We start from the raw sequence: 22,993 nt of genomic DNA on the forward strand, positions 1-22,993 counted from the left end.
GATGTTCTCATTCAATATGAGAAATTTGATTGATTGCTGCAATCAAATCAGGGCGAGTCATATGAATTGTATCTAGTGCCAATAAAGCGTCTAAGCGGCGATTGATATGATCAACAGTAACTTGGAATGCTTTTAATTTTTCTTCTTTCGGCAAATCTAAGTGTGAAGGATCAGCCAAGCCCCAATGTGCCTTGATCGCTCCACCCAAATAAAGTGGACATGCTTCCTGAGCTGCTGAATCGCAAACAGTAATCACTACGTCAGGTTGGTATTGTTCACAGTCATCAATGGTTTTGCTCAACAAGCCAACTGTTGAAAGACCAAGATTTTCTAAAGTTTCTATAGTCAATGGATGTACTTGCCCTGATGGCTTACTACCTGCACTGTATGCTTTCCATCCCTCAGGCGCACGGCTGTTAAAAAGGACTTCTGACAGGATGCTACGGCAACTATTTCCAGTACACAAAAAAAGAAATTTCATATTCTGTTACTCACAATAACTATTTATTTGGATATTTGGAGAGTCTTTATTCACAATGGTTTGATTGCTTACCAAAAGATTCAGAACGTCATGGCACCACGTTGGTAACTGCGGATTAATGCTGTAATACACCCATTGGCTTTGTCTTCTGTCCTGTAAGAGACCAGAAGAACGTAATAACGCTAAATGCCTAGAAATCTTTGGCTGACTCAGTTGCAACTTTTCAGTCAAATCACAAACACATAATTCTTTATTCTCAGCAACCAAAGTCACGATATTGAGTCGAGTTTCATCTGATAAGCATTTAAAAAAATTAACTTGGTCCATTCTTAATTCCTACTCACTTATTTGGATATACGGATAATCACATATAAAAAGTAAAATTTTTAATTCACTCGCTGGCCATTTTCATCAACCACCTTTTCACCATCCTCTTTCGTAAAGGCACCCTTCTGAGGTAATGGTAAAATTTCTAAGACAACTTCTGAGGGACGACTTAAGCGAGTGCCTAATTCAGTAACAACAAATGGTCGATTAATCAATATTGGATGATCAAGCATAAAACTAAGTAACTGTTCATCACTCAAATCACTACGTTCGAGGTCTAAATCCCGATAAGGATCTACATTCTGGCGAATGGCCTCTCTTACTGTTAATTTTGCATCCTGAATCAATTTAACTAATTCGTCATGGCTAGGTGGTGTAATAAGATATTCAATCACAGTTGGCTCAATTCCTGTATTACGGATCAAAGCCAAAGTATTCCGAGATGTTCCACAAGCTGGGTTGTGATAAATCTTCACAGTTGATGAGGTTGTCATCGAATTAAGCTCTTTTGAGATTTTATAACACCTTTATATACGAATCATCATATATATGCAAATTCATATATTGAAGAAAATAATGTTTTCTAATTCTCTAGCTTGGGTTACTCACTCATATACAATTGCTTACCACGCCTATCGAAGATACTTCTGAGACTAATCATTGTAAAGTATATGTAGAGCTTGAATGAAATATGGAGAAACCAAAATATTGAATGCTATCTATCAAAAATATTAGCGTTATAAACATCATAGTTGGACTGAGCCCTTACTTACCTATCGTATTGGTTAAAGTTTTGACACTAAAAACAAAAAATTCTTCTTAATTGAATATTGTGTGAACTTTCTCACTTTATTTAACTCTATTCTGAATATAAACTTACAATTTAATATTTAAACATCATTTTTAGTGAGCCTAAAAAAATAATAGGTGAAAATTTATTTTTTCCATGAAAAATATTTTACTTATTGGTAAATATATAAAAGGAAATCCTTAAATTTCCTTTTATTTTTTTAATTTAACTTGCTGCAGGTAATACAGCTTTATTCTGATCTAACATTACAAGTCTTTCGATGTAATTCCAAGACTCTTCAATTTGCTCGTAATTCCGACTCATATTTGCGTATACTGTCATTCCATCTAAGATGTTAATAAACATAGAAGCTAATATTTGAGGTTGAGAAACGTTTAGTTTTACAAACAAATCCTCAGACAAGTTATGTAGCCATACTCTATAACTCTCAATCGGATGTATAACAGAAGGATACTGCTTTAGTACTTCAACAGTCGCTTTTTGGAACATACATCCATTGAAATCCTCTGACTTAAACCAATTCAGATACCATGTGTAAATCGCCTTAATCCGACCTAAAGAATCACTTTCCTCAACCATCTCAAGCGCATCCATAATAGCAGACTGGATATTCTCATTTCTCCTTATTAAACAAGCCTCTACCAACTTTTCCTTAGATGAAAAATACTTGTAAAAAGTCATTTTCGCTACGCCAGATTCAAGGATAATTCTATCAACCCCGACCGAACTATACGTAAATCTATTAAATAAATCTAAAGCTGTTTCAATAATGTCTTCTTTTTTTGACATATCTTATTATCCCTTAATTTTACACTTACATAAGCTTAATGACAGAGCTAATTATGGCAGCCATTCCGCTTGATCCTATCAAGTGATATTTATCATTATACGTTAAAGACTCCCTTCAAGACAAAATATTAATCTCTTATATTTTGTCTAGTCCACTCTAAACTACTCATATATAGACTTTCAAGTCTATTTAAGACATTCTTAAGTAAAATTTAAAACATTAACCAATACATCTAAAATATAATCATCCTTAAAAAAAATTATATTTAGTGACATTAAAAATTGATTTTAAATAAAAATGATTTTATATTTTCTCCATCCAATAAAAAACAGCTTTGGATTTTAGCCTAATCAACAATAAGCCAGATCACAAGCATACAGGATAGTAATAATATCAACAGATAAGGAATAGATCATGACTGTACAATTTGAGAACTTTGATAACCCGAGAAAGAATGCAATTGAAGGAATGAAGAAGAGCATCCCCTCTGAAGCTTGGGAAAAAAATATAGCTTTTCTGGATCAATTGCGTAAAGATATTTCTAAACACCCTGTTTCAAAGCATCCAGCGATACAAATTCTTAATGATGGGGTAATTGATAAAGTTTCTTTAGAGAAGATTCATTTAGAATATCGTCATGCAATTGTACAAGTGTTTACTGATGCCCTACTCATGGCACAGTTTCAAACTAAACAGCTCGAACCACGTTTAAAATCCGGTTCCAAAATGTATCCACGCTTTCTACTGACTTTAAATATTCTTGATGAATTTGGTTTTCGACCAGGCCTAGATGAAGATGGATACTATTCTGGCAATCCTGAATACGCTCATTATCCTCTATTTGAGGATGTTTTAAATGATTTTGAAATTAGTCAGCAAGAAAGGAATTTTTATCAACCTTCTGCAATTTCAGAAAAAGTAAGATCATATCTAGAAAACTCTTTTAATGACTATAAAGCTGTAACCGCTTTATTAGCAGTTGCAGAAGAAGAAGTGATTCTATTTAGCCCAGCGTTACGTCAAGCTACCCATGCTATTGGTTGCGATGTAAATAGTGGTTATTACTATGTTCATGGGGTATCGCATGATGCTACCGCTGAAGCAGCAGATGATGACCATGAAGATGACTTATGGTTTGTTTTAGCTCAAGCGTGTACTGAGGACGATTATGAATTCATTACAAAAATCTGTTTTGAATACTGCGATCTATGGCAGCAATTCTGGGATAAGCAAATTGCAGATCTTCAATATGAACCATATAAAAAGTTAGCTTAAGAATAAAAATGTCTCTGTGCATGAAGTACAGAGACATTCTCTCAGAGCCTAATCTGTTCCTATATTCCTTTCTAAAATAGATCAGTCTGCATATTGTCTAATATTGCCATTTTTTAGCCTTACTATTTTTTACTTTCTTATAAACCGACTTATCTTACTTTATTCGTCCATAGACTTGATTTAAGTGATAGCTTCTTGCGGATTCACACTACCACGTAAAGTTAAGGTGGAGGTGGCGTCAGTTGAATTAAAACAATATCTTATTGTTTTATATTAATTCTATTTAAAAAAATACGTCAAATTTACCCTGTTGCATCCCTCTTCTTTTTGAACATTTCTTGATAGATTAAGTTTCTGCCAAATGAAGTTCACCATATAGAAATTTTTATAATATATATTTAATAAACCAAACCCACCCATTCTCAACAATAGAAAATCCATAAAATTACACTTATAAAGTTACAAAAAAAATAATAAAAATCTCTTTGAAATGTATAATAGGATGACTACTCAGATTCCAACATCACTAACAATAGAAATTATAAGTATATGAAAAAAGTACTGACTCAAATTTAAAACGAAGGTACAACTTAAAAAATGTAAGTTGTTAGATCAAATTTGAGCTAATAAATTTGAAAAAATATTATGTAACTGCAACTAGTTTTCTCTTACTTAAATCAATAACAACAACTTTGATAGAATCTATTCCAATCCACTCATGGGCAATACTATACCAATATTCTTGAAGTGTTTTCTCCAAATCACTCAAACTAATTGTATTACCTTGAATTATCCAATTCTTGTTCGTTGACTGAGATACTAATAAAAATATTCCACAACCAGCAGTCCTTTCACGCAAATAATCACCAACCAATTGATTTCTTAATCTTTCACATAAATCAGTCCCACTCCAATCTTTATCAAGAATTTTTAATTCAATTGGTACTGGACTGTTTACAATAGGGTTATCAAGCCTAATATCAGTTCTTTGGCTATTTGCTAATTCATTTTCTTGGGAAATTGAATATTTAGATTGTGCCTTTTTTCGTAACTCACCAGCAATTAGATTTCTCATCTCAGTTTCTTTTTCAGCTCTTTGCCAAGTAAGCCAAGGACTATCATCACCGTTTTCAAGCCAGTCTTTTAGTTCAATTATCCTAAGCAATGCTAAATCAAATAATTCTTTATGTGTTTTTGGCTGGATATTCCCTAAAGCTTCAAATTGTAGTACTTGCTCAATGCTCCATGGCTCAGAATCACCACAAGACAAGGCAATATTGTGAGCAGTCTTTTCCAACCAAACACGTCTATTTCCACTTGGATGCTCTTTTAACAAATCTTTAATTGCATAATAACTTTCAGCACTAGGAACTTCTTTCAAATATGTAAAAATCAAATCTCTAGCCTCTTGTGCATCATCTCTAAGCCCAGGTGAATATACTCCTGAATTAGCTCTCTCTATATCATCATCTAGCTTTATATATTTATGCATTAAAGAGTATAATTTCTTTAAATACTTGACCTCTTTAAACTTATTATTTCCTGATTTTCCATTTATTGAATCTCTTTTACCCATCAACTGACAAATAAAAACTTGAGATGCTTGTATAGCATCTTCAATAACTAATGATTCCAACCAAGTAGTTAAGGATAATATTCCTTCTTCTGGGTCACAATCTACATAAAGTGCATACCACCATGCCTTGTGTACAGGTAAACTTAATTCGTTAATTTTTTGTTGAGCCAGTAAACTAAAATCTGATTCTTGGATATCAGAATTTAATAAAATTTGTACTGCATATCTGTAAGTGTCTTTATGAAGTAATTTTGAGTTTTCTTTTAACCATTCAAAAATTCTATGTGCTATATCCGTATGTATCCAAGGCGCATGATAAATAAGGTCATGCAAGACATGGTTATAATTGTGGTCAGCTTCAGGATCTGATGATTCTAGTTCCCATACAATCTCTTTGTTTATAGCTTCAACAACCTCATTTGGAAAAACTTTATAAAATTTTTCTAGCCATGATGGAAAACCGTTTAACTCCCATGAAAAATACCTTAAGGCATTTTTGATTTCCTCTGAATTTAATTTTTTATAAAATTCAGGATCCTTTTTATACTCAAGTTCCAACCCTATTAAACCAAATATTAGATCGCAAGGTGTACTGTGTTTTTTTAAGGCTTCTTCTGAATGCAATTTAGGTTTATAAACTCGCCAAAATTGTATAGCTGAATCGCGATAGGCTTGTGCTACTTCTTGTCCAAACTCAGAAATTAAATCTTCCCAATTCTGATATCCATAGCGATCTGTTGATATTCCACCATAATCAAGTTCACGCATCAACCCGAGATGATTGTTTGTTAATTCACCATTTAAAATATGAGGGGAATTTGTGAGCTGTCCAGGATTATTTTTCAATCGCTGAATCCAATTTAATTTATCATTTTTTTCTCTTAACTCTCTTTTTTCAAGTTGAGACTTTCGCTTTATCGCATCTTCTTCAACTCTTCTTTGTATATCACTTTTAACATGTATAGGTGTTAATAAAGTTGCTAAATGATCTAAAAGTTGAGAATGGCTTTTACATGCCTCTTGTATTTTGGTTAACATTTCAATTGGTTGGTTCTGCTGTGAGTATATTATAAATGCTCGATTCAAGCAGATTAATTTATCATCAACACAATCTTTAGTATCTATATAACTCAATAATCTATCAAAACTATCCGCATTAAATCCCCAAAAGTGTCCTAGACCTAAAATAACCCTATCATCAGTTAATCTATTCTTTTCTTTTCGAAATAAATTTTGACGTTCTATTTCAATTGAATTCCAATATAACTTATCATTAAGATCCGACCATGTAGGTATAACTTCTCTCAATTTATTCTTTTCATTGAAATCATCAAAATCCCTTTGATACTCTAGAGCTGTAGCATTAATTAATATTTCTATTACTCTATCCTCAAGTCCTAAGGGATTACGTTCTCTAACTAATTTTTCAATAATTTGAAAAGCTATTTTTAAAGTCCAGGCATATTCTTTCGATATTTGATATTCTTTTGTATTAAAAAAAGGTCCTAAAGTTAATATTTTGGCTATACCAATAAGTAACTCATATCCTAATATAGCATCAAGTTTCTGTACAAATTTCTCTAAGCCCGCAGTTAACCCACTATGTTCAAATCTTTTATATAAAGTTGCATTTGCTAAAGACTCTATTAGTAAACTGATATACTCTTGATCAGGAACAGTTTCATCGATAAGTTCTACAATTAACTGTCTATCTAGTTTTTTCCCGCCTTGATTTAAATTGGTCCAAAGATTGACTTTTTGTTCTCTTTGCCCACATGCCATAACTGCGCGAGTCGATACTCTCCTAGAGTACATATTTCTTTTAGAATCAAGCGCAATGGATGTAAGTAAAGAAAGACATTTAGTAAACTTTCCTTTCCACACCATTCGTCCCAAGAAGAAAATAACATCTTCATTATCATAATAAATTTCTATTAGTGATAAAACTTCATCTTCTAAATCAAAATCAGCGATTTTTGCAATAGAGTCATTATCTCTAATTGTTCGATCATCTTGGTTTTTTGCAATTCTTTCAACAAATTGTGAAAAAAGTTTTCTACGTACATCTAATGATAACTGTGCTGGGTCACCATTTTCAAAAGCAATTTCTGGTTGAAATTTTATTATATCTTGACAAATTTTTTCATCCAACAATATTAGCCAAGGAAGTATTGCTCGAAGTGAAGGTACTACAATTTTTTCACCAAATTGCTCTTTAAAAAAAAGCATTTCTGTTGGAATTCTATTATCCCCACTTAATAATTTTGAGAACCACTGGGCTGCAAGAAACTCTCTAATATCTCTATGTCTAAAACGAACTGCTTCATATATGATATCATTAAAAATAGCGCAACTTAATAAAGCAAATATTTCTTCATTAGTCCAATCAGGAAGTACTTCAGTAGGATCTAAGTTTTTAGTATTGTGATTGGAGGAACGTACATTAATATTAGCTTTACGGGTCAGTATAACCGCAGCTGCTAGACGTTGGGCTCCTTGAGTAAGTTTTTCTGGACTTATATTGATGTTACGTCTATTAGAGTCATGTCTATCTGCTAATCTTTGATTAATATTATATTTAATAATTTCTAATCTAGAACCCAATGCCCCGTCATTTCTCCATTTATCAATAATACTTTCTAAATCAAAAGGCCGTTCAGCAAATTCTAGCAGATCATATCTTTCGATTTGATTGAGTAAAACTGGAATATTTTCTACCGATCGAGTTGCACAAAAAATTTTTATATCTTCTAATGTTAAAGGAGAAAGAGTAAAAATTTTTAGTCCACTTTTTAGTTTCTCATCCTTTTTAGATTTATATTTTTCGTCTTTGATACCATAAAACAGTTCCGTATTTAGAATTTCTTCATCACTATCAAATTCCCAACTATAAGGGCGACTTGAAATATAAATATGACTTCTATGTACAGCAGCTTTTATTTTTCTTGCAAATTTTCTTATGGCTTTATGAAATTTTTTTGGATTTTCTAAACGAGCTTCGTCTACTGAGTCTAAAAAAAACCATGCTGAATCTGTAGACGCTAACCACTCATCGAACTGGTCTTCATCTCCTATTTCAAATTCATTGACAAAATCATCATCTATATCCTCTATCCGAATGAAAAACGCGTATTTACCATCTGCTTTAATTCTTCTAGCACACTGTTCAAATTCTTTAGTTTTTCCTGCACCAGCTTCAGCCAAAATCACACATCTGTATTCAGTTAACAAATCGTCCCAACTATTTTTTGCTGCATACCGCATGTTTAGTGAATAATCTAAATTAGACACATCTAAGTTTTGATCTGACAATATTGGTGAGAATTTACGATTTAACTGAATATAGTCATTCATAATCTATTGATAAAATTATTTAAAGGTATTCTCAGTATAACCATAATTACAAAAAATATGGGAGACTACCTATTTTGGAATTTATTTATTAAGGTTTGTGATTGGACGCTAATTTATATTTTTATCAAAAAAAATAATTCAATTAAAAAAAAGGAAGCATCTGCTCCCCTATTCACGACTCGCTAACTTTGCTTCAATCCATTGATGAATCTCCCAAGCAGACCAACCAATACGTTTTTGCGAGATCGTGACTTTCTTCGGAAACGTTGGATCATAGTAAGGTGAGTTTTCATCCATCATTTCGTATATTGTTGAACGACATACACCTGTGAACTCTATAACTTGTTTTATATTTATAAGTTGATTCATCTGAAAAGTTTGACCTGTGAACGCATTCATGATGTTTTCTCCTAATCATTGATGCGAGCGGTAATTCGCTCAAATGATAGGTCAATCCAGTAAAATTTTACGCAGTCCAATGTTGTCCAAGCTCATCTAATTCAAAGCCTGAACTGATTGCTGTAACTCTTTCTGAATATCCTGAACATGAGTCATGTCATTAGTCTGCTGATGCTGCTCTGGTTTAGATTCTTCAATGTAAAACTCCTCAACAATATCCAGCCCCTCTTCAACGCCCACCTCAAAACTGGCATTGCCATAGCCCTGTCGGGCTACATGATCCAAAGCCTCCTGATAAAATCCTGCCGTCTTACTCTTTTCCTCAATCTGCTTGGCTGAAGTAATCGCTTCTTTGAGATTAGTACCATCACGTAGGGTTAAATCTACATAATAGATCGGGGTACGGTAGCTTTGTGTGGTGCTCTTACCTCTTAAAGTCAATTGAAGAGGCAGACATGAAAGTAGATCACCTGAAGCGGCATGATAGTAACGAAGCCGTGCTGCCAAAGTCCGGATGCTGTTAAAGCCTGTGGTTCTAAAAATGAATGTACCCAACTCATCCGACTCATCTAAGTTGACGTACAGTCTGCCATAAGGTTTGCAAAGTCCACCTTGAGCCAAAGGACATAAATCAGGTGATGGACATGAGTGTTGTTCAACTCCGTTCTGTCCAAGTCGCTGACAGGTATCTCCATTTCCTGTGCAGATCGGTCGGCCAGTTTGTCGATCAAATAAGGTGTACTCAGCTCGTAGATTCAGTTCAGGATCATTAAAGATCATCCGTACTGGAATGGTTCTGAGTTTTTGGTTTTGTGCCTTGGCACGTAGTTGCTCATCAAGTGGATGTTTCACCCAGCCATCCTTGTTCTGGATCTGGCTGGTAATCGTAAATTGGTCATCCTTTTCAGGTATACGTTTGCCATTTTTCTCGACGATCTTACCGATACTGATACGACCTAATACAGGTGGTGTGATTGCTAAACCTTTAATCATTTTATTTTCCTCTACGGTAATTTTTAACGATTGCCCCTTTGATATGTGTAAGAAGCAAATATTTTTAAATGCATAAATTCTGCGCAGAACAGTCCATTTAGTCGTCAGCAAGTACTTCACGGTACTTGCTGGCGACGGGGGCTGTTTTGCGCTTTTTTGATAAAGTGGGATTCGGAAGTGATATAGAAGTTCGTAAGATTTGCTTAGGCTAATTTGGTTGGATTAATCAGCATCTGTATAAATCTGGAATCGACGTGTGCCTTGTTTGTTTTGTGGAAACTGTTGTAGAAACTCAGGATGCTGTTGCAATAAGGCTTTACTGTCTAAGCTGACCGAATCTTTCGCTCTCTTCCAGGTGACTGAACCGGCCTTAAATATGGCTCGTTCTGCATTCTGCATCTTGATCTGGATATGATGCTTCAACTGATCAAAACTGCTTTGGTGTTGTTCCAGCAAATGACGTTGTTGCAGTAGTTGCTCAAAACACTGATTGGCTGTGACATCCTCAGATAGATCAGTAGTGCTCAGTGGTATATGGGCTGGATATAAAAGCTGTAACGCTTTGGCTGCTGATTCAGATGCATCGACATCAGGCGGTACATCCTTTTCTATACATTCCCAAAAGTAACGTTCTGCATCGATAATATATTTGATCACCGTTTCACTGCGGGTTACCTTAAAGATTCGGGTTTCATGTCCACAAATCAGAGTACAGATATGCGCTGCCTGTTTTCCTGTGACTGCAAGTTGATGTTGTACCTGGCATAAAACATAAAGCGGCACACCATCTCGCCATAGTTTTGCACCATACTCACCTACTGTTTTACATTCCAATATCTGGACTTCTTCATGCCCCACCACGGCATAGTCCAAATTAGCCAACATAAAGTGTTTGTCTTCGTCAGGATGCTGTAGCACTGCATTGACCCGACGAACCTTATGATTGGTATGCATGCTGTAATATTGCGCCACCAAGGGCTCAAGCTGCTTGCCCCAATATAAAGGTGCATAACCAGCACTTACATCTTCAATGTTTTGCTGCATCCGACCTGTCTTGATCATCCATAATTCCAGCATCGACATATAGGGATTTAGGCCACATGCCGTTGCTGCATCACTGCTGCCAATACCCTGTTTTCTGACCTCCAGCCATTGTTGGTAATTCAACTTTTTGGTGTTGGCAAGACGTTTTGCTGAAGATAGTTGACTGGTTTTCTTTGGTGTTTTCTTGGTTCGTGTGCCCACCTCAACCTTATGTTCAGTTTCAATCTTGATAGGATAAGGCTGTAAAGGTGGATGATTTAGGGTGTTCTGAATTTGGGTATGACTATTCATAGAGAATATTCCTGTATCGTTAAAATCGTAAAAGCTGAATTTCGGGCATAAAAAAAGCCACATCTGAGGATGTGGCCAAAAGGGTATTGCTTTGCTTGCTACGGTTGTTACCGTAGTTTTAGATTAGGACGTTAAGCTTAATTCAAACTGAATAGATGCCTTAATTTAAGCCACCATTCTTAATGCCTGATCAAGTCCTCGTTGTTTAATAGCTGCTCCCATACCGAACCATGCAGAGTCCAGACGATGATCTACACTCATAGCACGACGTTCATGGTCACAGAATTCGGTGATTGAGCATAATAATCCATAGGCTGTATCTTTGGCAGAACTTAGCTCTGCCCCACGCCCGTGGCCGTTAAACATGGTCATGACTTTTGACATGGCTCGTCCATTCGGTTCAGTTTTATTGTCTGATCGAGATGAGTTGGCATGATTCGGCATAGCAGCATTTCGATAGAACTGAATAATGCTTTCATCCTGCTCAGCCATGCTCATACTGGTATTGTTAAACACTGCATCAAAGTAAGCCGCTGCTTCTTGCTGAGTCACTTTACGCTGGCTCAATTGTTTCATTTCATACATGTGTTCATCCCATGTACGGACTGAAATACCCAGTTGCTGTTTCACTTTCTCAGCATCAAATCGGGTACTATGCGGAACCTTGACCACACCCGTATTTCCTTGCTGTCCACGTAAAGCGATGGCTAACGTGTTGTTACACACCACTCGAATGGATGTGAACTGAGCTGTGGTTGCCAATGTGCCGTCACAGGCAGTTGCCAGAAGAATATAGCCATTGCTGACATCCTTCCCCTTAAGTGCTGCGCTCTGTCCAGTCTTCGCCAATGCCCAGAACTTTTTACCACCTTTAAGTACCCCAGCGGTTTCCAGTTCAAAACCGGATTGTTCAGTGAGGTCTCGATAGAATTCCAGAATTTCCATCGGCTGTACTTCCTGAAAGCGCTGGCTGACCACGGATAAGGGTGTATGGTTATCGGAGCGGTATAAAACGCGCTGTTCTTCATAGGGCATGATGATACTTTGCCCTCGCTCATTCTGTGCCATATAACTGACATTAGAAGATTCAATCCGCCAGTCCATTCCTGCTTGCTGTGCCCAGACTTCAATAGGTTGGTTTTGAGTCAGTTGATTGCCGAGCCCATGCCAAGGGGTCTCGCCGACATAAGCCATTTGTTCAAGTTGATGTGCCATAGTGTTATTCCTTTTAAATGAAACTGAAATTTAAATATGTATGTGTGAAGAGCTGTTTAGCTCGAATGCATTTCCTGCAAAAGATAACTTGGAAACTTTTGATAACAGTTGTGGCAGAAGCACAAACTCTGCTGTGTTGGTCCGCTTTGTTCGGTAAATGAATTCAACACACTGCCCAATACTGTTCCTGCGATTCCACCGACGATCGGCGGTAGATTGAAAGACTTTGCTACCGTAGCTCCTAATGCAGCTAATGTGGCTGGTGTTCCAATACTGGATAAAGCTGTATTTGGTTGTTGTGTAATTGTTTCAACCAACATGACATTCGTTGAATGGCAAAAGGGACAGTTCAAGCTCATGGCCCGACTCCTAAATTTTGGGCATAAAAAAGCCTGCTCGAAGGCAGGCTTTGTTTTCATATTTTCATGTGATCTCAAAAGAGCTTCATGATTCTCATTAGGATGTTATGTATCCGAAATTATTTGGAATAAATTAAAATCTATTTTTTCAATTAGTAAATGATCTCTCCAATTTTTTATTTTCAAATATAACTATCGATATTATTCCAACACTCAAGCAGGTTTAAGCTGATGAGTACGATTAGGCTGTGCTGAATCGGGTTTAGCAAGTTCTCTATAAATTTCTAATTGACGATTAATTTCATTAATTTTTGACTGTAGATCAACTGATATAAAATTACTTGATTCACCAATAGCCACCCAACCAGCTTGAACTTTTTCCATTTCATTACCTTTTTGCAACTTATGTAAGATCCATTGGTTTAGATGATAAGCACGCATATAGGCTTCATGTTGATAGATCAATAAAGTACTAAAAACAATAATACGATCAGCATTATTCAACATATGAGTTTCAAAACTTTGTAGCTGTTTTAATAGCACATTTGTTCGATGGATCAATAAATTTTCATTGAACCATGCTGCGAATTCAATGAGTAATTTCACTACTATATCTCTCTGATTACACAAAGCTTCTCGATTCATACTATTTGCACCCGTAGAACCAGCAACACCTCCCATATATGCGCCAATACCACCCGCAACAATGATTCCGACACCACCTGTAGCAAGGCCTGCTAATGTGCCGAGTAGCATTGAACCTGCCATTGAACCTCCAGCAATGGCAGCAGTTTCTTTGCCAACATTTTTTAAGTATTGCTCGCCATCCACTTTACCAGAATTAAAATCACCATAATTACGATATGCCGCTAAACCAATCGTTAATAGTGGGATTGGTAGCATATCTCCTACACCAGCAAAGTCTGCAATCTCCTCTAGTCCTGCCCCTGTGGTTTCCTGAACAGCTTCATAACTTAAAGCTGTATCCACTAAAACCATTGGATGATTACCTAGCTGCTCTGCAAGTTCACTGTTCACAATTACTGGAATATCAGGATACTTATCAAAATGACTTAATACATAATCAGCATCCATTGAGCACTTAACTTGCATCGGTGTACCATCAACAATCAAATCATAACCTGCTTGATTTGCACTGTCGGGGAATTCAAGGGTATGTCCTTGTTGTTGTAGATTTAGTGCAACCTGTTGTTCAGCAACATAACCAGTTAAACGTGTCACTGCTCCTGCACTATCTAATGTGTTCGCTGAAATGTCTTGTAAAGTATTAAAGTTCTCAGGATTTCCTTTTGATGCAAAGCTCAATGCATCTAATACAGATGGATCAATATGTGCATAGTCCCAAATTAAGCCTAAAGAATATGTGGATGTCATTAAGCCCACCCCCATCTTTAGTCCTTGTTCTGATAATATTTTTTCGAGCTCTTTTTGTGCTTTTTGATTTTGGTTAAGACACTCAACAATTTTTTGATTTTTCAAAAGTTTTGGGGCACTCGCAATAATTCCCTCACTATATGGAATCTGCGAATCACGCCCTCCAAAAAATGTACCAACTCCCTTACTAAAACTATTTAGCCCACGTCCCATGTCAGCTAAGAAATTAGTATCTTCAGGACGAGTTGCAATAACGTCTTCTGGTAAAAGGGCTGTTATAGCACGATTGAGTAGATTCCCTTGTAATGCTCTATCTTTCGCATCGTCTATAGAGCAAAGTAAATATACAGCATATTGCAAATCACCAAACTCTCCTTTTTCCTGATTATAGATAACATTCTTCCGCATTATTAAACATTCAAGATAATCAAAATATAATGTTTCTTGATAAGGACAATGCTCAAAATAGTACTCAAACTTTTCTATAGCGCTAGTATAGATTTGACTACGTTTGTACACTATCGCCTGTGCTTTAATGACAGCATTGCTAGGCTCACGCTCAAATAAAATTTTTAAGATCTCTCGACTAATCTGTAAATGTTCACTTTTTTCAATCTTCGATAAATACCGACTGACTAATTCAGAAATATTCATCGACGCTTGATGCTTGAGTTTGAATAAAATACATTGCTCTAACCAAGCATAATTTTTTGCATGCCCCTGATAGTGAGGGATAAATACTGTTTCAATCAATTCAACCAATTCTAAAGAAACGCCAATTTCCTCAGATGAATTGATAGAAAATTCCCATTTTTGTGGAATAGTCACACTAAATAAGCGAGAGAAAAACCCCGAATTAAGATCAGCTTTTTCTTGAGTAACTAACATCAACATATCTTCTGGAGTAAGTGTATGTTTTTGAGTTTTAATTCTATCTAGTCGTACTTTAAGTAGTTTAAAATTCATATATCCCCCTAATTTTTTGAATTTTCAGATAATTTACTATTTTAGACACCAGAATTATATTACTTAAAATTGAAAAAGTACTAGTGTATTAAAAATAATAAAATTATTGATTTATTTATATATTTTCATAACCTCGATTGACTAAACTCACCCTTAATTTTATCATTCGACTGCTGACCTACATCGTCAGTCGGTTTTGACAGACCGTTTCATACAGCGCATCAGGGTTTATTCTTCTGAGTATCTCTTATGCGTAAAACCTTCTCGTCCCCCTTTGCGGTAGAACGGGAGGGGGACGCGTTCGCGCGTGCTGGTTCTGTATGTCCAGTCTGTCAACCCTCTTTCGTTCTGCCACCATTATTTGACAGTAAGTTGGTAGAGCTTCTTAATACATACAGGAGTAGTCGCCATGACTAAGTTTTTTCTATCTATATTGTTTTCCCTGAAACGATTTTCTATTCCTCTGCTGTATTAGTAGCATTCATAAATTTTTGCTTATTTGACTGATAAAAACGCTATCTAGCTTTGGAAGGCTTTATGGCATCTACACTTTAGTCCATTCAGCAAAATTTATTACACATCAAATAACACAATAAAAAATTAGGGGAAATGATGAAAATTCAAACTTCACTCATTGTTGTCTCAGTTGCACTTCTAGCATCAGGCTGTGCCAGCAAAACCGAACGTCAGTTTATCAGTGGTTGTAAAACAGGTGGTATTGATGGCAGTACCTGTTCATGTATTTACGACAAACTTAAAAATAAATATGGAGAAGATGGACTTAAAGAAAATCTCTATACCTTGCAACAACCTGAGTCCCTCCAGAAAGATATGGTCAATATTTCCTATCAGTGCATGAAGGAGTAATCATGAGAACACTTGCAGGCATTATCTGCATCATTGCAGTGATTTGCTTTTTAGGTTTGCCATTTATTGGCTTCATGATCGTGATGGGCCTATTTATCGCATTGGCAAAATATGCAATTGGGGGAAAGTAAATGAATACAAATATTAAATCATGGGTGATCAGTGGTTATTTGGTGGTTGGTTTTTTCTTTGCCATCTATCAACACTTTTGGGGTCAATATAACTACAAGCCATTTACCTACAATTTAGGACAAGGCTTAGTTTGGCCAGCAGTAATGTTTCCAACAGTGGGGAAAATCGTTGGTGGAATTTTGATTCTATGTTTGGTCGGTTTTCTGACCATGCGTTCTAAGTAAATGGGTAACTAGATATGAAAAAAATATTTTCCACTGTATTACTGTCTAGCTTGCTCATAGCGTGTAGTCAGAACAATCAACCACAAAGTGCAATAGATCAGGCTGAACACAGCTCATCCAATACTGCTACACAGAAAGAGCAATCCAAATATGCTCCATATAGTAAGGAAGAGGTTGAAGCCAAAGTTCAAGCCTTAACTCAGATTGTGGAAAATGATACCGAGTATCTGCCTGCTGCAGTCAAACAAGCTCAGTCATTTCTTGAGAGTTGGGAAAAATATCCTGAAGCACTCAAATCCATGATGGAGTCTGATCTTGATCCAAACAATGCGGAATATAGCAATCATATCCCTATGGAAATGGAACAACCTGCATTATCAGTTCGTGCCCAAATTACCAGTCGTGAGTCTCAATCTGCTTTTAATGTACCAGGAGCGATTGAATATATTCTAGAAATTCAGTCTACCAACGATCAACCTTTTGTTTTACAAGGCATGAGCATTAATCGTGGTCGTTGTGGTTATTACACCGCAGATTTCCATAGCAAGATGCCTGTGCAAATGAGTTATAGTTCTACGGTATCGTATTTACTGAAATGTCGTGGTGATCAAGTACTTGAAGCTGAATTAACAACCGATCAAGGCAATGTGAGTTTGTCTTTTTGAGGTTAGGAACATATAAAATAGAGAACATGGTATTAACAGTGTTCTCTATTAAAAATCTAATATTTATAAGCCTCTTCGATTATTGGAATCGATTACACCTTTACTAAAACTACGCATATAAGCTGAATCTTTCACTCGAGGATCTTGTTGTTCTTTTTCTGGATTAACGAGATAAGGAATAACATAGTTAAGAAAGTTATAGACTTCACTGTCATTGGTACGATGAATCATACCAATACCTAATGTACCCATTGCTTCATAGATGGCTTTATAGTCAGAATGGTTACAGTTAAAGATATAACCACAGCCATGTGTAATTTGCTTCCAACAATCACCTACCCACTGCCCCATTTCAAAATCATCTCGATGTATATTTCCATCGTACATAAGCAAGAGATGGCAGTGATAGCCCTTACTAACCCCATGCTCTAATGCCCATGCATAACCCTGCAAAGCATTAAAGCAAGTATCCTGATCTGCGATTCGACGAAGCAATGTGTCTAATGCTTTGTTAAATGCCTGAATGTTGTATAAGGCTTGATATTCCTGAAGAATGGATAAATCCACACGTACAACCAACAGTCTTGCATAATGATTGATCAATGAGGATGTATAGTCTAAAAGACTTTGCCGATTCTTTAATTCACGTTGTTGATGTTCAATTAGTTGCTGTTTTACACAGCCTGATAATGACTTGATGTAGGTCAGAATATACCAGACTATCATTTCATCAAAACGCTCAATAGATTCATAATCTGCCTGTGGCATTAGGCTGAGTGTGTAATCAACGATATTCACCACCTCAATGAATATCAGCACAGTATTGCAATAGTATAAATGAGCGTTATAGATTGGCTTAAATGACTGAACTAATTTTTGTAAGTCTATCATCAGGTTTTGATGATATAGATCATAACTACCTAAGCAAACTTCTTGAATGAAATGGTCAACTGCTGCCAATACTTCTGCTTCATGATAAAGCTGATCATATTGAATATTTTGAAATTGAACATTTTGGTACATTTGGATTCTCACTGAAGCATAAGGTTCATATCTAAGTGAGAGATGTAAAATTTTACTGATCATCATTCTAAAGCAGGATGTTGTAGTCATCCTGCTCTACTGAATATGCTTAAAGACTTTGGAACATACTATAGGGTCAATGCAGAATGTTTAAATCATTCGAATTTATACGTTGTTATAGCTCACTTCAATATGGGCTATACTGTAAAACATGATTCATTGCATACACTCATCCATATAAGATATTGTTTATATTAATAATATATATTACCTTCTAAGCGTTTCTATTTAAAATCTACATAAACTCAGTAATAGAGTTAAGAAAATCATCAATATTTTGCGACTTCAAGATAAGCTAAAGTTATGCCTCATATTCATATACAACCTATTCAAAACTATCCAGTACTGTACAGCATTCAGGTAATAGCCCAATCATCTTCAACTCTTCAATCGAGGGGATAAATTCTCTACATTTTAATTTTTTATCTGACTCATCAATATCAATCTGTGTAAATAAATTGGTACTTAGATTATTTGAAGGCTGAAAAATACATAAGGTTTGTGGATCCCTGTGAGGAACAATTGTAAAAGGTCTAAAGTTTTCCGCCATGTGAAGAGCCTGACTAAAAATAAAAATCTTATTCTTAACAAACATAGTTATAAAAATTTCGATAAATTTTTGTAGCTGGTAAGTAGTAAAAGAAGATTCGGCTTTCTGCTGATTTCGCACATCCATTAGCGAATTAATGAATGATTTTAACCTTGAAGTATTTCCATCATTCCAAGAAATAAGCCCATCTTTTGATCTCTTCATTGCCTCCACATTACCAAAATTCTGAACAGTCCACTGCTCAAAGATTGCTTGAATTCGAGCCATAATCGTCATGTTTGAGTTCATGTTACTTTTATGCACACGTATAGCTTTGTATTCAAAATAATATGAAAAGTTTTCAAACCCCTTATAACTAGCCATTATTTCTAAAGCCAAATCAATCAATTGACTAAACAAATATTGATCAGCTTCATCATAGTGTTTTGGCACTTCTTTCTTATTGAGGTTACTGGAAGTATTGGAAAGATCGTACTGCTGTGATCGAATCTGTCCGTCTATGTATTCTGATATAGCTATTACGTCCTTTCTTTCGATCATAGGGAGCAGATAAGAATAGTTTGCTATGAAATATTTAATATATTGATAATTATTATAGATTTCAAAAGAATGCTGGTTTTTACAATTTAGGATATAAAAATGGCCATAGCTTCTTTTTTCCATCCACAACTCATGAGAAAAATTTAAAAAAAATATTGGATGTGTGCTATTTAAAAATTGATTATTCGCGATTCCATCCAATCGATAACGAATGATTCCATATTTTTTTAAGCTTTCAATACACCTGAAAATACTTGGCTTAGACAAGCCTGTCTTATCCCTGAGCCTGGTTATTCCACAATCTTCAATCACACCAAATTCATTAGCATTTCTAATCAGACACAGTAATACTAAAGCATCTTTAAAATCCAATTTATCTTGTAAGCTCGTCTTATTAGCTTGTGTGTGACTAATATAAAAATCATTTAAACGCTCTTTGAAGATATAAGAAAATAGCTCGTTAGATTTATAACGAGATCGGTTGTACCACTCATCCACTGAATACTTGCTTCTAGTACTCACCCGCCAATAACGCTTAAACATCTCCTCATTAAATCTGAGAAAATTTTGGCTATCCAGCAATTCAGTTGGCTTTATGAAAATCTGATAATCCACCAACTCATTTAAAGCAACCGCAACTCTTCTCTCATACAACCCTAATCTAATAGCAAGAATTTTGCTCGAAGCCTCAAATGATGCTCCTGCATACGCTTCTAAAATTTTATATAGCACCCAACGACTGTACGGTTTCACAACTGCTGGCAAAAAATCATGTACCAACAAAAATAAGACGTCAGAATTTTTATCATCCATAAGTAAATTTATATCTATTTTTAACTTAAACAAGCTTACTCAAAATTCCTTTTATGTGCAAAATGAAACTATTGAAATTTATTTAACGTTTATTTAACATTAATTTAAACGTTAATTAAATTTAAATGAGAACAACTTTATGGCTAGACCAAAAGAATCTTTACAGAAATGGTTAGAGACAGATCTAGATTTGAAAACAAAATGGATCCAAAGCAAATACAGTCATTTTTTAAACAACAATGCCCCTATCAACACAAATCGATTTGAACCCACACTTCAAGCAGAACTACCAACACTTGGAATATTGATTGTTCCTATTTCTGAGTATGAAAAACTAAGACAAGGCTTTAGAGCTTTTAAATTCCAACAAGCAAATTCCAATAAAGAAAAGATTCAATTACACGTCAGCAAAAAAACTAAAACAGAGTTAGAACGCCTAAGAAAAAAATTACAACTGGGTAGCCTGTCTCAAACCGTCAGTAAAATAGCTGACAGCTTTGATACAAACCTACTGAAGCAAAAGGAACAAATTGAAGGGTTAAATATACTTATTCAACAACAAAGAAACGAGGTAGCTTATCTAGAAAATAAACTAAAGAAACAGGAGAAAAATCATGAAACACTGGTGAATTTTCTATTAGATGAATGCGCATCAATCATTTCTAAAAATTCATCTAATGAAGTTCATACTGCTAATACTTCGAACAAGTTGACAAAAGATGTGCGGGAACAATTTGAGTCAAAGTTAAAAATTAAGTATCAAGAAATCAATGGACTAAAAAATGATAATAAGATTGCTTCAGTTCAAAATTATACTTCGTCACCTTTAAATTCGGTACCAGTGCCTGTTTATGGAACTCTACCTAGAACATCGAGCTTCGCCCGTGGCCATATGCAAGAATTTGTAGGTGAAAATAAATCATCTACTCAAAATTCTGGTATCCCCTCTAAGTGGCTAGATGTACAAAAGATGCTTTTATCTCATACCCCCAAGGGTGGAAAGATTCTCGCCTTCCCACACGATGAAACTAAAGATGATCATTAATAATCTAACCACAATTTGACTTTTGCTCCATACCACCCCATGATCTTCACCCGTTCATCCCAATATTGCGCTCGATTATATGCTGAGCGAATACGGTTCTGTGGCACATGGGCAAGTTGACGTTCAATTGCATCTGGATTGAATAAATTCGATTCATTCACTACTGTACTAAACAAAGATCTAAATCCATGTGTAGTCATTCTTCCTGCATAGCCTGAACGCTTAATCACAGCCAAAATTGACTCACTACGCATAGCTTGCTTGTTATTTAGTCGGTGTGGAAATAACAGATCCTGATTATGCGTCAGACGCAATGCCTGAAGCTCATCGATCATCATGTCTGTTAAGGGTACACGATGGGGTAAACCGTTCTTCATACGCTCAGCTGGGATGTCCCACTTACGCTCATCTAGATCAAATTCATCCCAACGCGATTGCAATAATTCACTGACTCGAACGCCAGTAAGCATTATCAGGATAATTGCATGATGGGTTTGAGCATCTGCTGGATAGTTTTTGATGCGTCTAAGGAATTCAGGCATTTCGCTTTCTGATAATGAAGCTAAGTTCTTCACTTTTTTATTCTTGAGCGCATAGACCAAATCACTTGCTGGATTATCGTATCTATAGCCATGAGCTATAGCATATTTCATAACCATACCACAACGAGACAAAGTGCGCTTAGCCACCTCTAATGAGCCTCTAGCTTCGATCTTTTTGATTATCTGCAATATATCTGGTGCTTGAATATGATTAATACGTTTATTGGCCAGAGCAATATAAAGCTCATCTAAAGATGCTCGCACATTACTGATATGTTTGGATGACCAAGTCTCTCTTTGGTTCTCAAACCAATCTTCAGCCACCTCTTTAAAGAATGGCTTAATGTCCTCACTCAACACCGACTTGGAATATTTGTATTTCAGTTCAAGTGCAAGCTCCCTTGCTTTCTTTAAACTTATATCAGGATATGGACCAAGCGACTCTGACTTCCGCTCGCCAAGAACAGTAAAGCGTATGTTCCAGTATTTTTGCCCGGATGGCGTCACAAGAAGTGATAGCCCATTCTCGTCTGAAAGGCGATATCGTTTTTCTTTTGGCTGTGCTTTTCTGCATTCTGTATCGGTAAGCTTCATCTGTATCTACCCTTTATCGAGACTCAAATAATTGGGTAAATTTTCCCAATAATTACCCATAGAAGGCAAAAATAAGGTCAAATCAAGTCGGATAATATCGGACGAACAGGCAAATAAAAAAGCCTTTAAGTATTGAACTTAAAGGCTTTTTTATATCGGATCAAACAATCCCGAATAATATTTTGGTGGAGATGGCGGGAGTTGAACCCGCGTCCGCCAGCATTACGCTCGAGAATACTACATGCTTAGATATCGTCTATTGTTTTAACGCTAAGCGACCCGACGAACAGGGTACTCAGCGCGATCCTCTAGATTTGGTATAGTGTCCCGAGGCTCAACACTATACGGACTTGTGTGCGTGCGCTTCAGTCGGGTTCACTGACCACAAGTATTCAGTGAAGCGGACAAGCTGCCCTTAGGCAGCTAGAGCGTATGATTCGTCGTTTGCGACTATTAAAATGCAAATTTTATTTACGAGAGAAAATGCGCTCTCGGCATGCATCTATGAGTTTCATCACCAGCGTCGAAGCCAGAAACATCCCCAAAGTACAGCGCAATCATAACATAGATCGTTAGAATTTAAATCTTAATTTCTAACCAATCAGCAAAATATACGCTTATTGCTGTATATGGCGACTGCACGACATTTTTCAAGCTACAAA

General features: G+C 35.9%; 20 protein-coding genes and 1 other RNA gene. 6 read left to right on the forward strand and 15 right to left on the reverse strand.

All coding sequences use genetic code 11. The annotated features are described in order from the left end of the window. Positions 1–7: 7 nt before the first annotated feature. The 4 genes from JO943_RS05760 to JO943_RS05775 form a co-directional block, all read right to left on the reverse strand. Positions 8–481, reverse strand: a complete 474-nt coding sequence (locus tag JO943_RS05760) for an arsenate reductase ArsC (RefSeq protein ID WP_202740229.1) — start codon at positions 479–481, stop codon at positions 8–10. 6 nt (positions 482–487) lie between these two features. Then, entirely contained in the window at positions 488–808 is a 321-nt protein-coding gene (locus JO943_RS05765) for a metalloregulator ArsR/SmtB family transcription factor (RefSeq protein WP_047428626.1), read from the reverse strand. 59 nt (positions 809–867) lie between these two features. Further along, complete coding sequence (gene arsC, locus JO943_RS05770; RefSeq protein WP_202740230.1) at positions 868–1,302, reverse strand: arsenate reductase (glutaredoxin); 435 nt, start codon at positions 1,300–1,302, stop codon at positions 868–870. 521 nt (positions 1,303–1,823) lie between these two features. Beyond that, the gene (locus tag JO943_RS05775) at positions 1,824–2,408 is read right to left on the reverse strand and encodes a TetR/AcrR family transcriptional regulator (protein ID WP_202740231.1); all 585 of its coding nucleotides are present in this window, start codon (positions 2,406–2,408) and stop codon (positions 1,824–1,826) included. 415 nt (positions 2,409–2,823) lie between these two features. Between JO943_RS05775 and JO943_RS05780 the strand changes: the two genes are divergently transcribed. Beyond that, entirely contained in the window at positions 2,824–3,684 is an 861-nt protein-coding gene (locus tag JO943_RS05780; protein ID WP_202740232.1) for a hypothetical protein, read from the forward strand. Between the two features lie 643 nt (positions 3,685–4,327). Here the strand turns inward: JO943_RS05780 and JO943_RS05785 are convergent. From JO943_RS05785 to JO943_RS05815, 7 genes are all read right to left on the reverse strand, one after another. After that, positions 4,328–8,614, reverse strand: a complete 4,287-nt coding sequence (locus JO943_RS05785) for an NACHT domain-containing protein (protein WP_202740233.1) — start codon at positions 8,612–8,614, stop codon at positions 4,328–4,330. A gap of 168 nt (positions 8,615–8,782) precedes the next feature. Next, complete coding sequence (locus tag JO943_RS05790; RefSeq protein WP_005190806.1) at positions 8,783–9,013, reverse strand: helix-turn-helix transcriptional regulator; 231 nt, start codon at positions 9,011–9,013, stop codon at positions 8,783–8,785. A gap of 96 nt (positions 9,014–9,109) precedes the next feature. Continuing rightward, positions 9,110–10,006 (reverse strand): hydrolase or metal-binding protein, encoded by an 897-nt coding sequence (locus JO943_RS05795; RefSeq protein ID WP_202740234.1) that lies wholly within the window; start codon positions 10,004–10,006, stop codon positions 9,110–9,112. Positions 10,007–10,228: 222 nt separating this feature from the next. After that, a complete protein-coding gene (locus tag JO943_RS05800; RefSeq protein ID WP_202740235.1) occupies positions 10,229–11,341 on the reverse strand; it encodes a YqaJ viral recombinase family protein in 1,113 nt (370 codons plus the stop codon). Between the two features lie 165 nt (positions 11,342–11,506). Beyond that, the gene (locus JO943_RS05805; RefSeq protein WP_202740236.1) at positions 11,507–12,556 is read right to left on the reverse strand and encodes a DUF932 domain-containing protein; all 1,050 of its coding nucleotides are present in this window, start codon (positions 12,554–12,556) and stop codon (positions 11,507–11,509) included. A 56-nt stretch (positions 12,557–12,612) separates the two neighbouring features. Beyond that, positions 12,613–12,915 carry a hypothetical protein gene (locus JO943_RS05810; protein ID WP_202740237.1) on the reverse strand — a complete coding sequence of 101 codons (303 nt, stop codon included), beginning with the start codon at positions 12,913–12,915 and terminating at the stop codon, positions 12,613–12,615. A gap of 213 nt (positions 12,916–13,128) precedes the next feature. After that, positions 13,129–15,276, reverse strand: coding sequence for a glycine zipper family protein (locus JO943_RS05815; protein ID WP_202740238.1), 2,148 nt, complete (start codon positions 15,274–15,276; stop codon positions 13,129–13,131). A 612-nt stretch (positions 15,277–15,888) separates the two neighbouring features. On the opposite strand from JO943_RS05815, the gene JO943_RS05820 reads away from it, so the two are divergent. The 4 genes from JO943_RS05820 to JO943_RS05830 are packed head-to-tail and all read left to right on the forward strand — an operon-like array spanning position 15,889 to position 17,164. Then, positions 15,889–16,143 (forward strand): hypothetical protein, encoded by a 255-nt coding sequence (locus JO943_RS05820; RefSeq protein ID WP_202740287.1) that lies wholly within the window; start codon positions 15,889–15,891, stop codon positions 16,141–16,143. A gap of 2 nt (positions 16,144–16,145) precedes the next feature. Next, complete coding sequence (locus tag JO943_RS18610) at positions 16,146–16,274, forward strand: hypothetical protein (protein WP_005146783.1); 129 nt, start codon at positions 16,146–16,148, stop codon at positions 16,272–16,274. Beyond that, entirely contained in the window at positions 16,275–16,499 is a 225-nt protein-coding gene (locus tag JO943_RS05825) for a hypothetical protein (protein WP_202740239.1), read from the forward strand. It abuts the gene before it with no gap. Positions 16,500–16,513: 14 nt separating this feature from the next. Further along, complete coding sequence (locus JO943_RS05830) at positions 16,514–17,164, forward strand: hypothetical protein (RefSeq protein ID WP_202740240.1); 651 nt, start codon at positions 16,514–16,516, stop codon at positions 17,162–17,164. A 63-nt stretch (positions 17,165–17,227) separates the two neighbouring features. On the opposite strand, the gene JO943_RS05835 is transcribed toward JO943_RS05830, so the two are convergent. Both JO943_RS05835 and JO943_RS05840 read right to left on the reverse strand, forming a co-directional pair. Further along, positions 17,228–18,187: an inovirus-type Gp2 protein gene (locus JO943_RS05835; RefSeq protein WP_202740241.1), complete on the reverse strand. Its 960-nt coding sequence runs from the start codon at positions 18,185–18,187 to the stop codon at positions 17,228–17,230. A 385-nt stretch (positions 18,188–18,572) separates the two neighbouring features. Next, positions 18,573–20,183, reverse strand: coding sequence for a hypothetical protein (locus JO943_RS05840; RefSeq protein WP_202740242.1), 1,611 nt, complete (start codon positions 20,181–20,183; stop codon positions 18,573–18,575). 106 nt (positions 20,184–20,289) lie between these two features. Here JO943_RS05840 and JO943_RS05845 point away from each other — a divergent pair, with 106 nt between their 5' ends. Beyond that, positions 20,290–21,195 (forward strand): hypothetical protein, encoded by a 906-nt coding sequence (locus JO943_RS05845; protein WP_202740243.1) that lies wholly within the window; start codon positions 20,290–20,292, stop codon positions 21,193–21,195. Here the strand turns inward: JO943_RS05845 and JO943_RS05850 are convergent. Both JO943_RS05850 and ssrA read right to left on the reverse strand, forming a co-directional pair. Next, positions 21,192–22,331, reverse strand: coding sequence for a tyrosine-type recombinase/integrase (locus tag JO943_RS05850; RefSeq protein ID WP_202740244.1), 1,140 nt, complete (start codon positions 22,329–22,331; stop codon positions 21,192–21,194). The two genes, JO943_RS05845 and JO943_RS05850, sit on opposite strands and share 4 nt — an antisense overlap. Before the next feature lie 183 nt (positions 22,332–22,514). Continuing rightward, positions 22,515–22,874, reverse strand: a transfer-messenger RNA (tmRNA) gene (ssrA, locus tag JO943_RS05855). Positions 22,875–22,993: the final 119 nt, after the last annotated feature.

The sequence above is a fragment of the Acinetobacter sp. 'aerobic (ED)' genome (genome assembly GCF_904886855.1).
GTDB lineage: Bacteria > Pseudomonadota > Gammaproteobacteria > Pseudomonadales > Moraxellaceae > Acinetobacter > Acinetobacter courvalinii.

Coding starts and splice junctions, on each gene's coding strand:
- JO943_RS05815 (WP_202740238.1), bottom strand. CDS start 15,276: ATGAATTTTAAACTACTTAAAGTACGACTAGATAGAATTAAAACTCAA.
- JO943_RS05825 (WP_202740239.1), top strand. CDS start 16,275: ATGAATACAAATATTAAATCATGGGTGATCAGTGGTTATTTGGTGGTT.
- JO943_RS05845 (WP_202740243.1), top strand. CDS start 20,290: ATGGCTAGACCAAAAGAATCTTTACAGAAATGGTTAGAGACAGATCTA.
- JO943_RS05805 (WP_202740236.1), bottom strand. CDS start 12,556: ATGGCACATCAACTTGAACAAATGGCTTATGTCGGCGAGACCCCTTGG.
- JO943_RS18610 (WP_005146783.1), top strand. CDS start 16,146: ATGAGAACACTTGCAGGCATTATCTGCATCATTGCAGTGATTTGCTTT.
- JO943_RS05775 (WP_202740231.1), bottom strand. CDS start 2,408: ATGTCAAAAAAAGAAGACATTATTGAAACAGCTTTAGATTTATTTAAT.
- JO943_RS05800 (WP_202740235.1), bottom strand. CDS start 11,341: ATGAATAGTCATACCCAAATTCAGAACACCCTAAATCATCCACCTTTA.
- JO943_RS05795 (WP_202740234.1), bottom strand. CDS start 10,006: ATGATTAAAGGTTTAGCAATCACACCACCTGTATTAGGTCGTATCAGT.
- JO943_RS05785 (WP_202740233.1), bottom strand. CDS start 8,614: ATGAATGACTATATTCAGTTAAATCGTAAATTCTCACCAATATTGTCA.
- JO943_RS05765 (WP_047428626.1), bottom strand. CDS start 808: ATGGACCAAGTTAATTTTTTTAAATGCTTATCAGATGAAACTCGACTC.
- JO943_RS05820 (WP_202740287.1), top strand. CDS start 15,889: ATGAAAATTCAAACTTCACTCATTGTTGTCTCAGTTGCACTTCTAGCA.
- JO943_RS05830 (WP_202740240.1), top strand. CDS start 16,514: ATGAAAAAAATATTTTCCACTGTATTACTGTCTAGCTTGCTCATAGCG.
- arsC (WP_202740230.1), bottom strand. CDS start 1,302: ATGACAACCTCATCAACTGTGAAGATTTATCACAACCCAGCTTGTGGA.
- JO943_RS05810 (WP_202740237.1), bottom strand. CDS start 12,915: ATGAGCTTGAACTGTCCCTTTTGCCATTCAACGAATGTCATGTTGGTT.
- JO943_RS05760 (WP_202740229.1), bottom strand. CDS start 481: ATGAAATTTCTTTTTTTGTGTACTGGAAATAGTTGCCGTAGCATCCTG.
- JO943_RS05780 (WP_202740232.1), top strand. CDS start 2,824: ATGACTGTACAATTTGAGAACTTTGATAACCCGAGAAAGAATGCAATT.
- JO943_RS05850 (WP_202740244.1), bottom strand. CDS start 22,331: ATGAAGCTTACCGATACAGAATGCAGAAAAGCACAGCCAAAAGAAAAA.
- JO943_RS05835 (WP_202740241.1), bottom strand. CDS start 18,187: ATGTACCAAAATGTTCAATTTCAAAATATTCAATATGATCAGCTTTAT.
- JO943_RS05790 (WP_005190806.1), bottom strand. CDS start 9,013: ATGAATGCGTTCACAGGTCAAACTTTTCAGATGAATCAACTTATAAAT.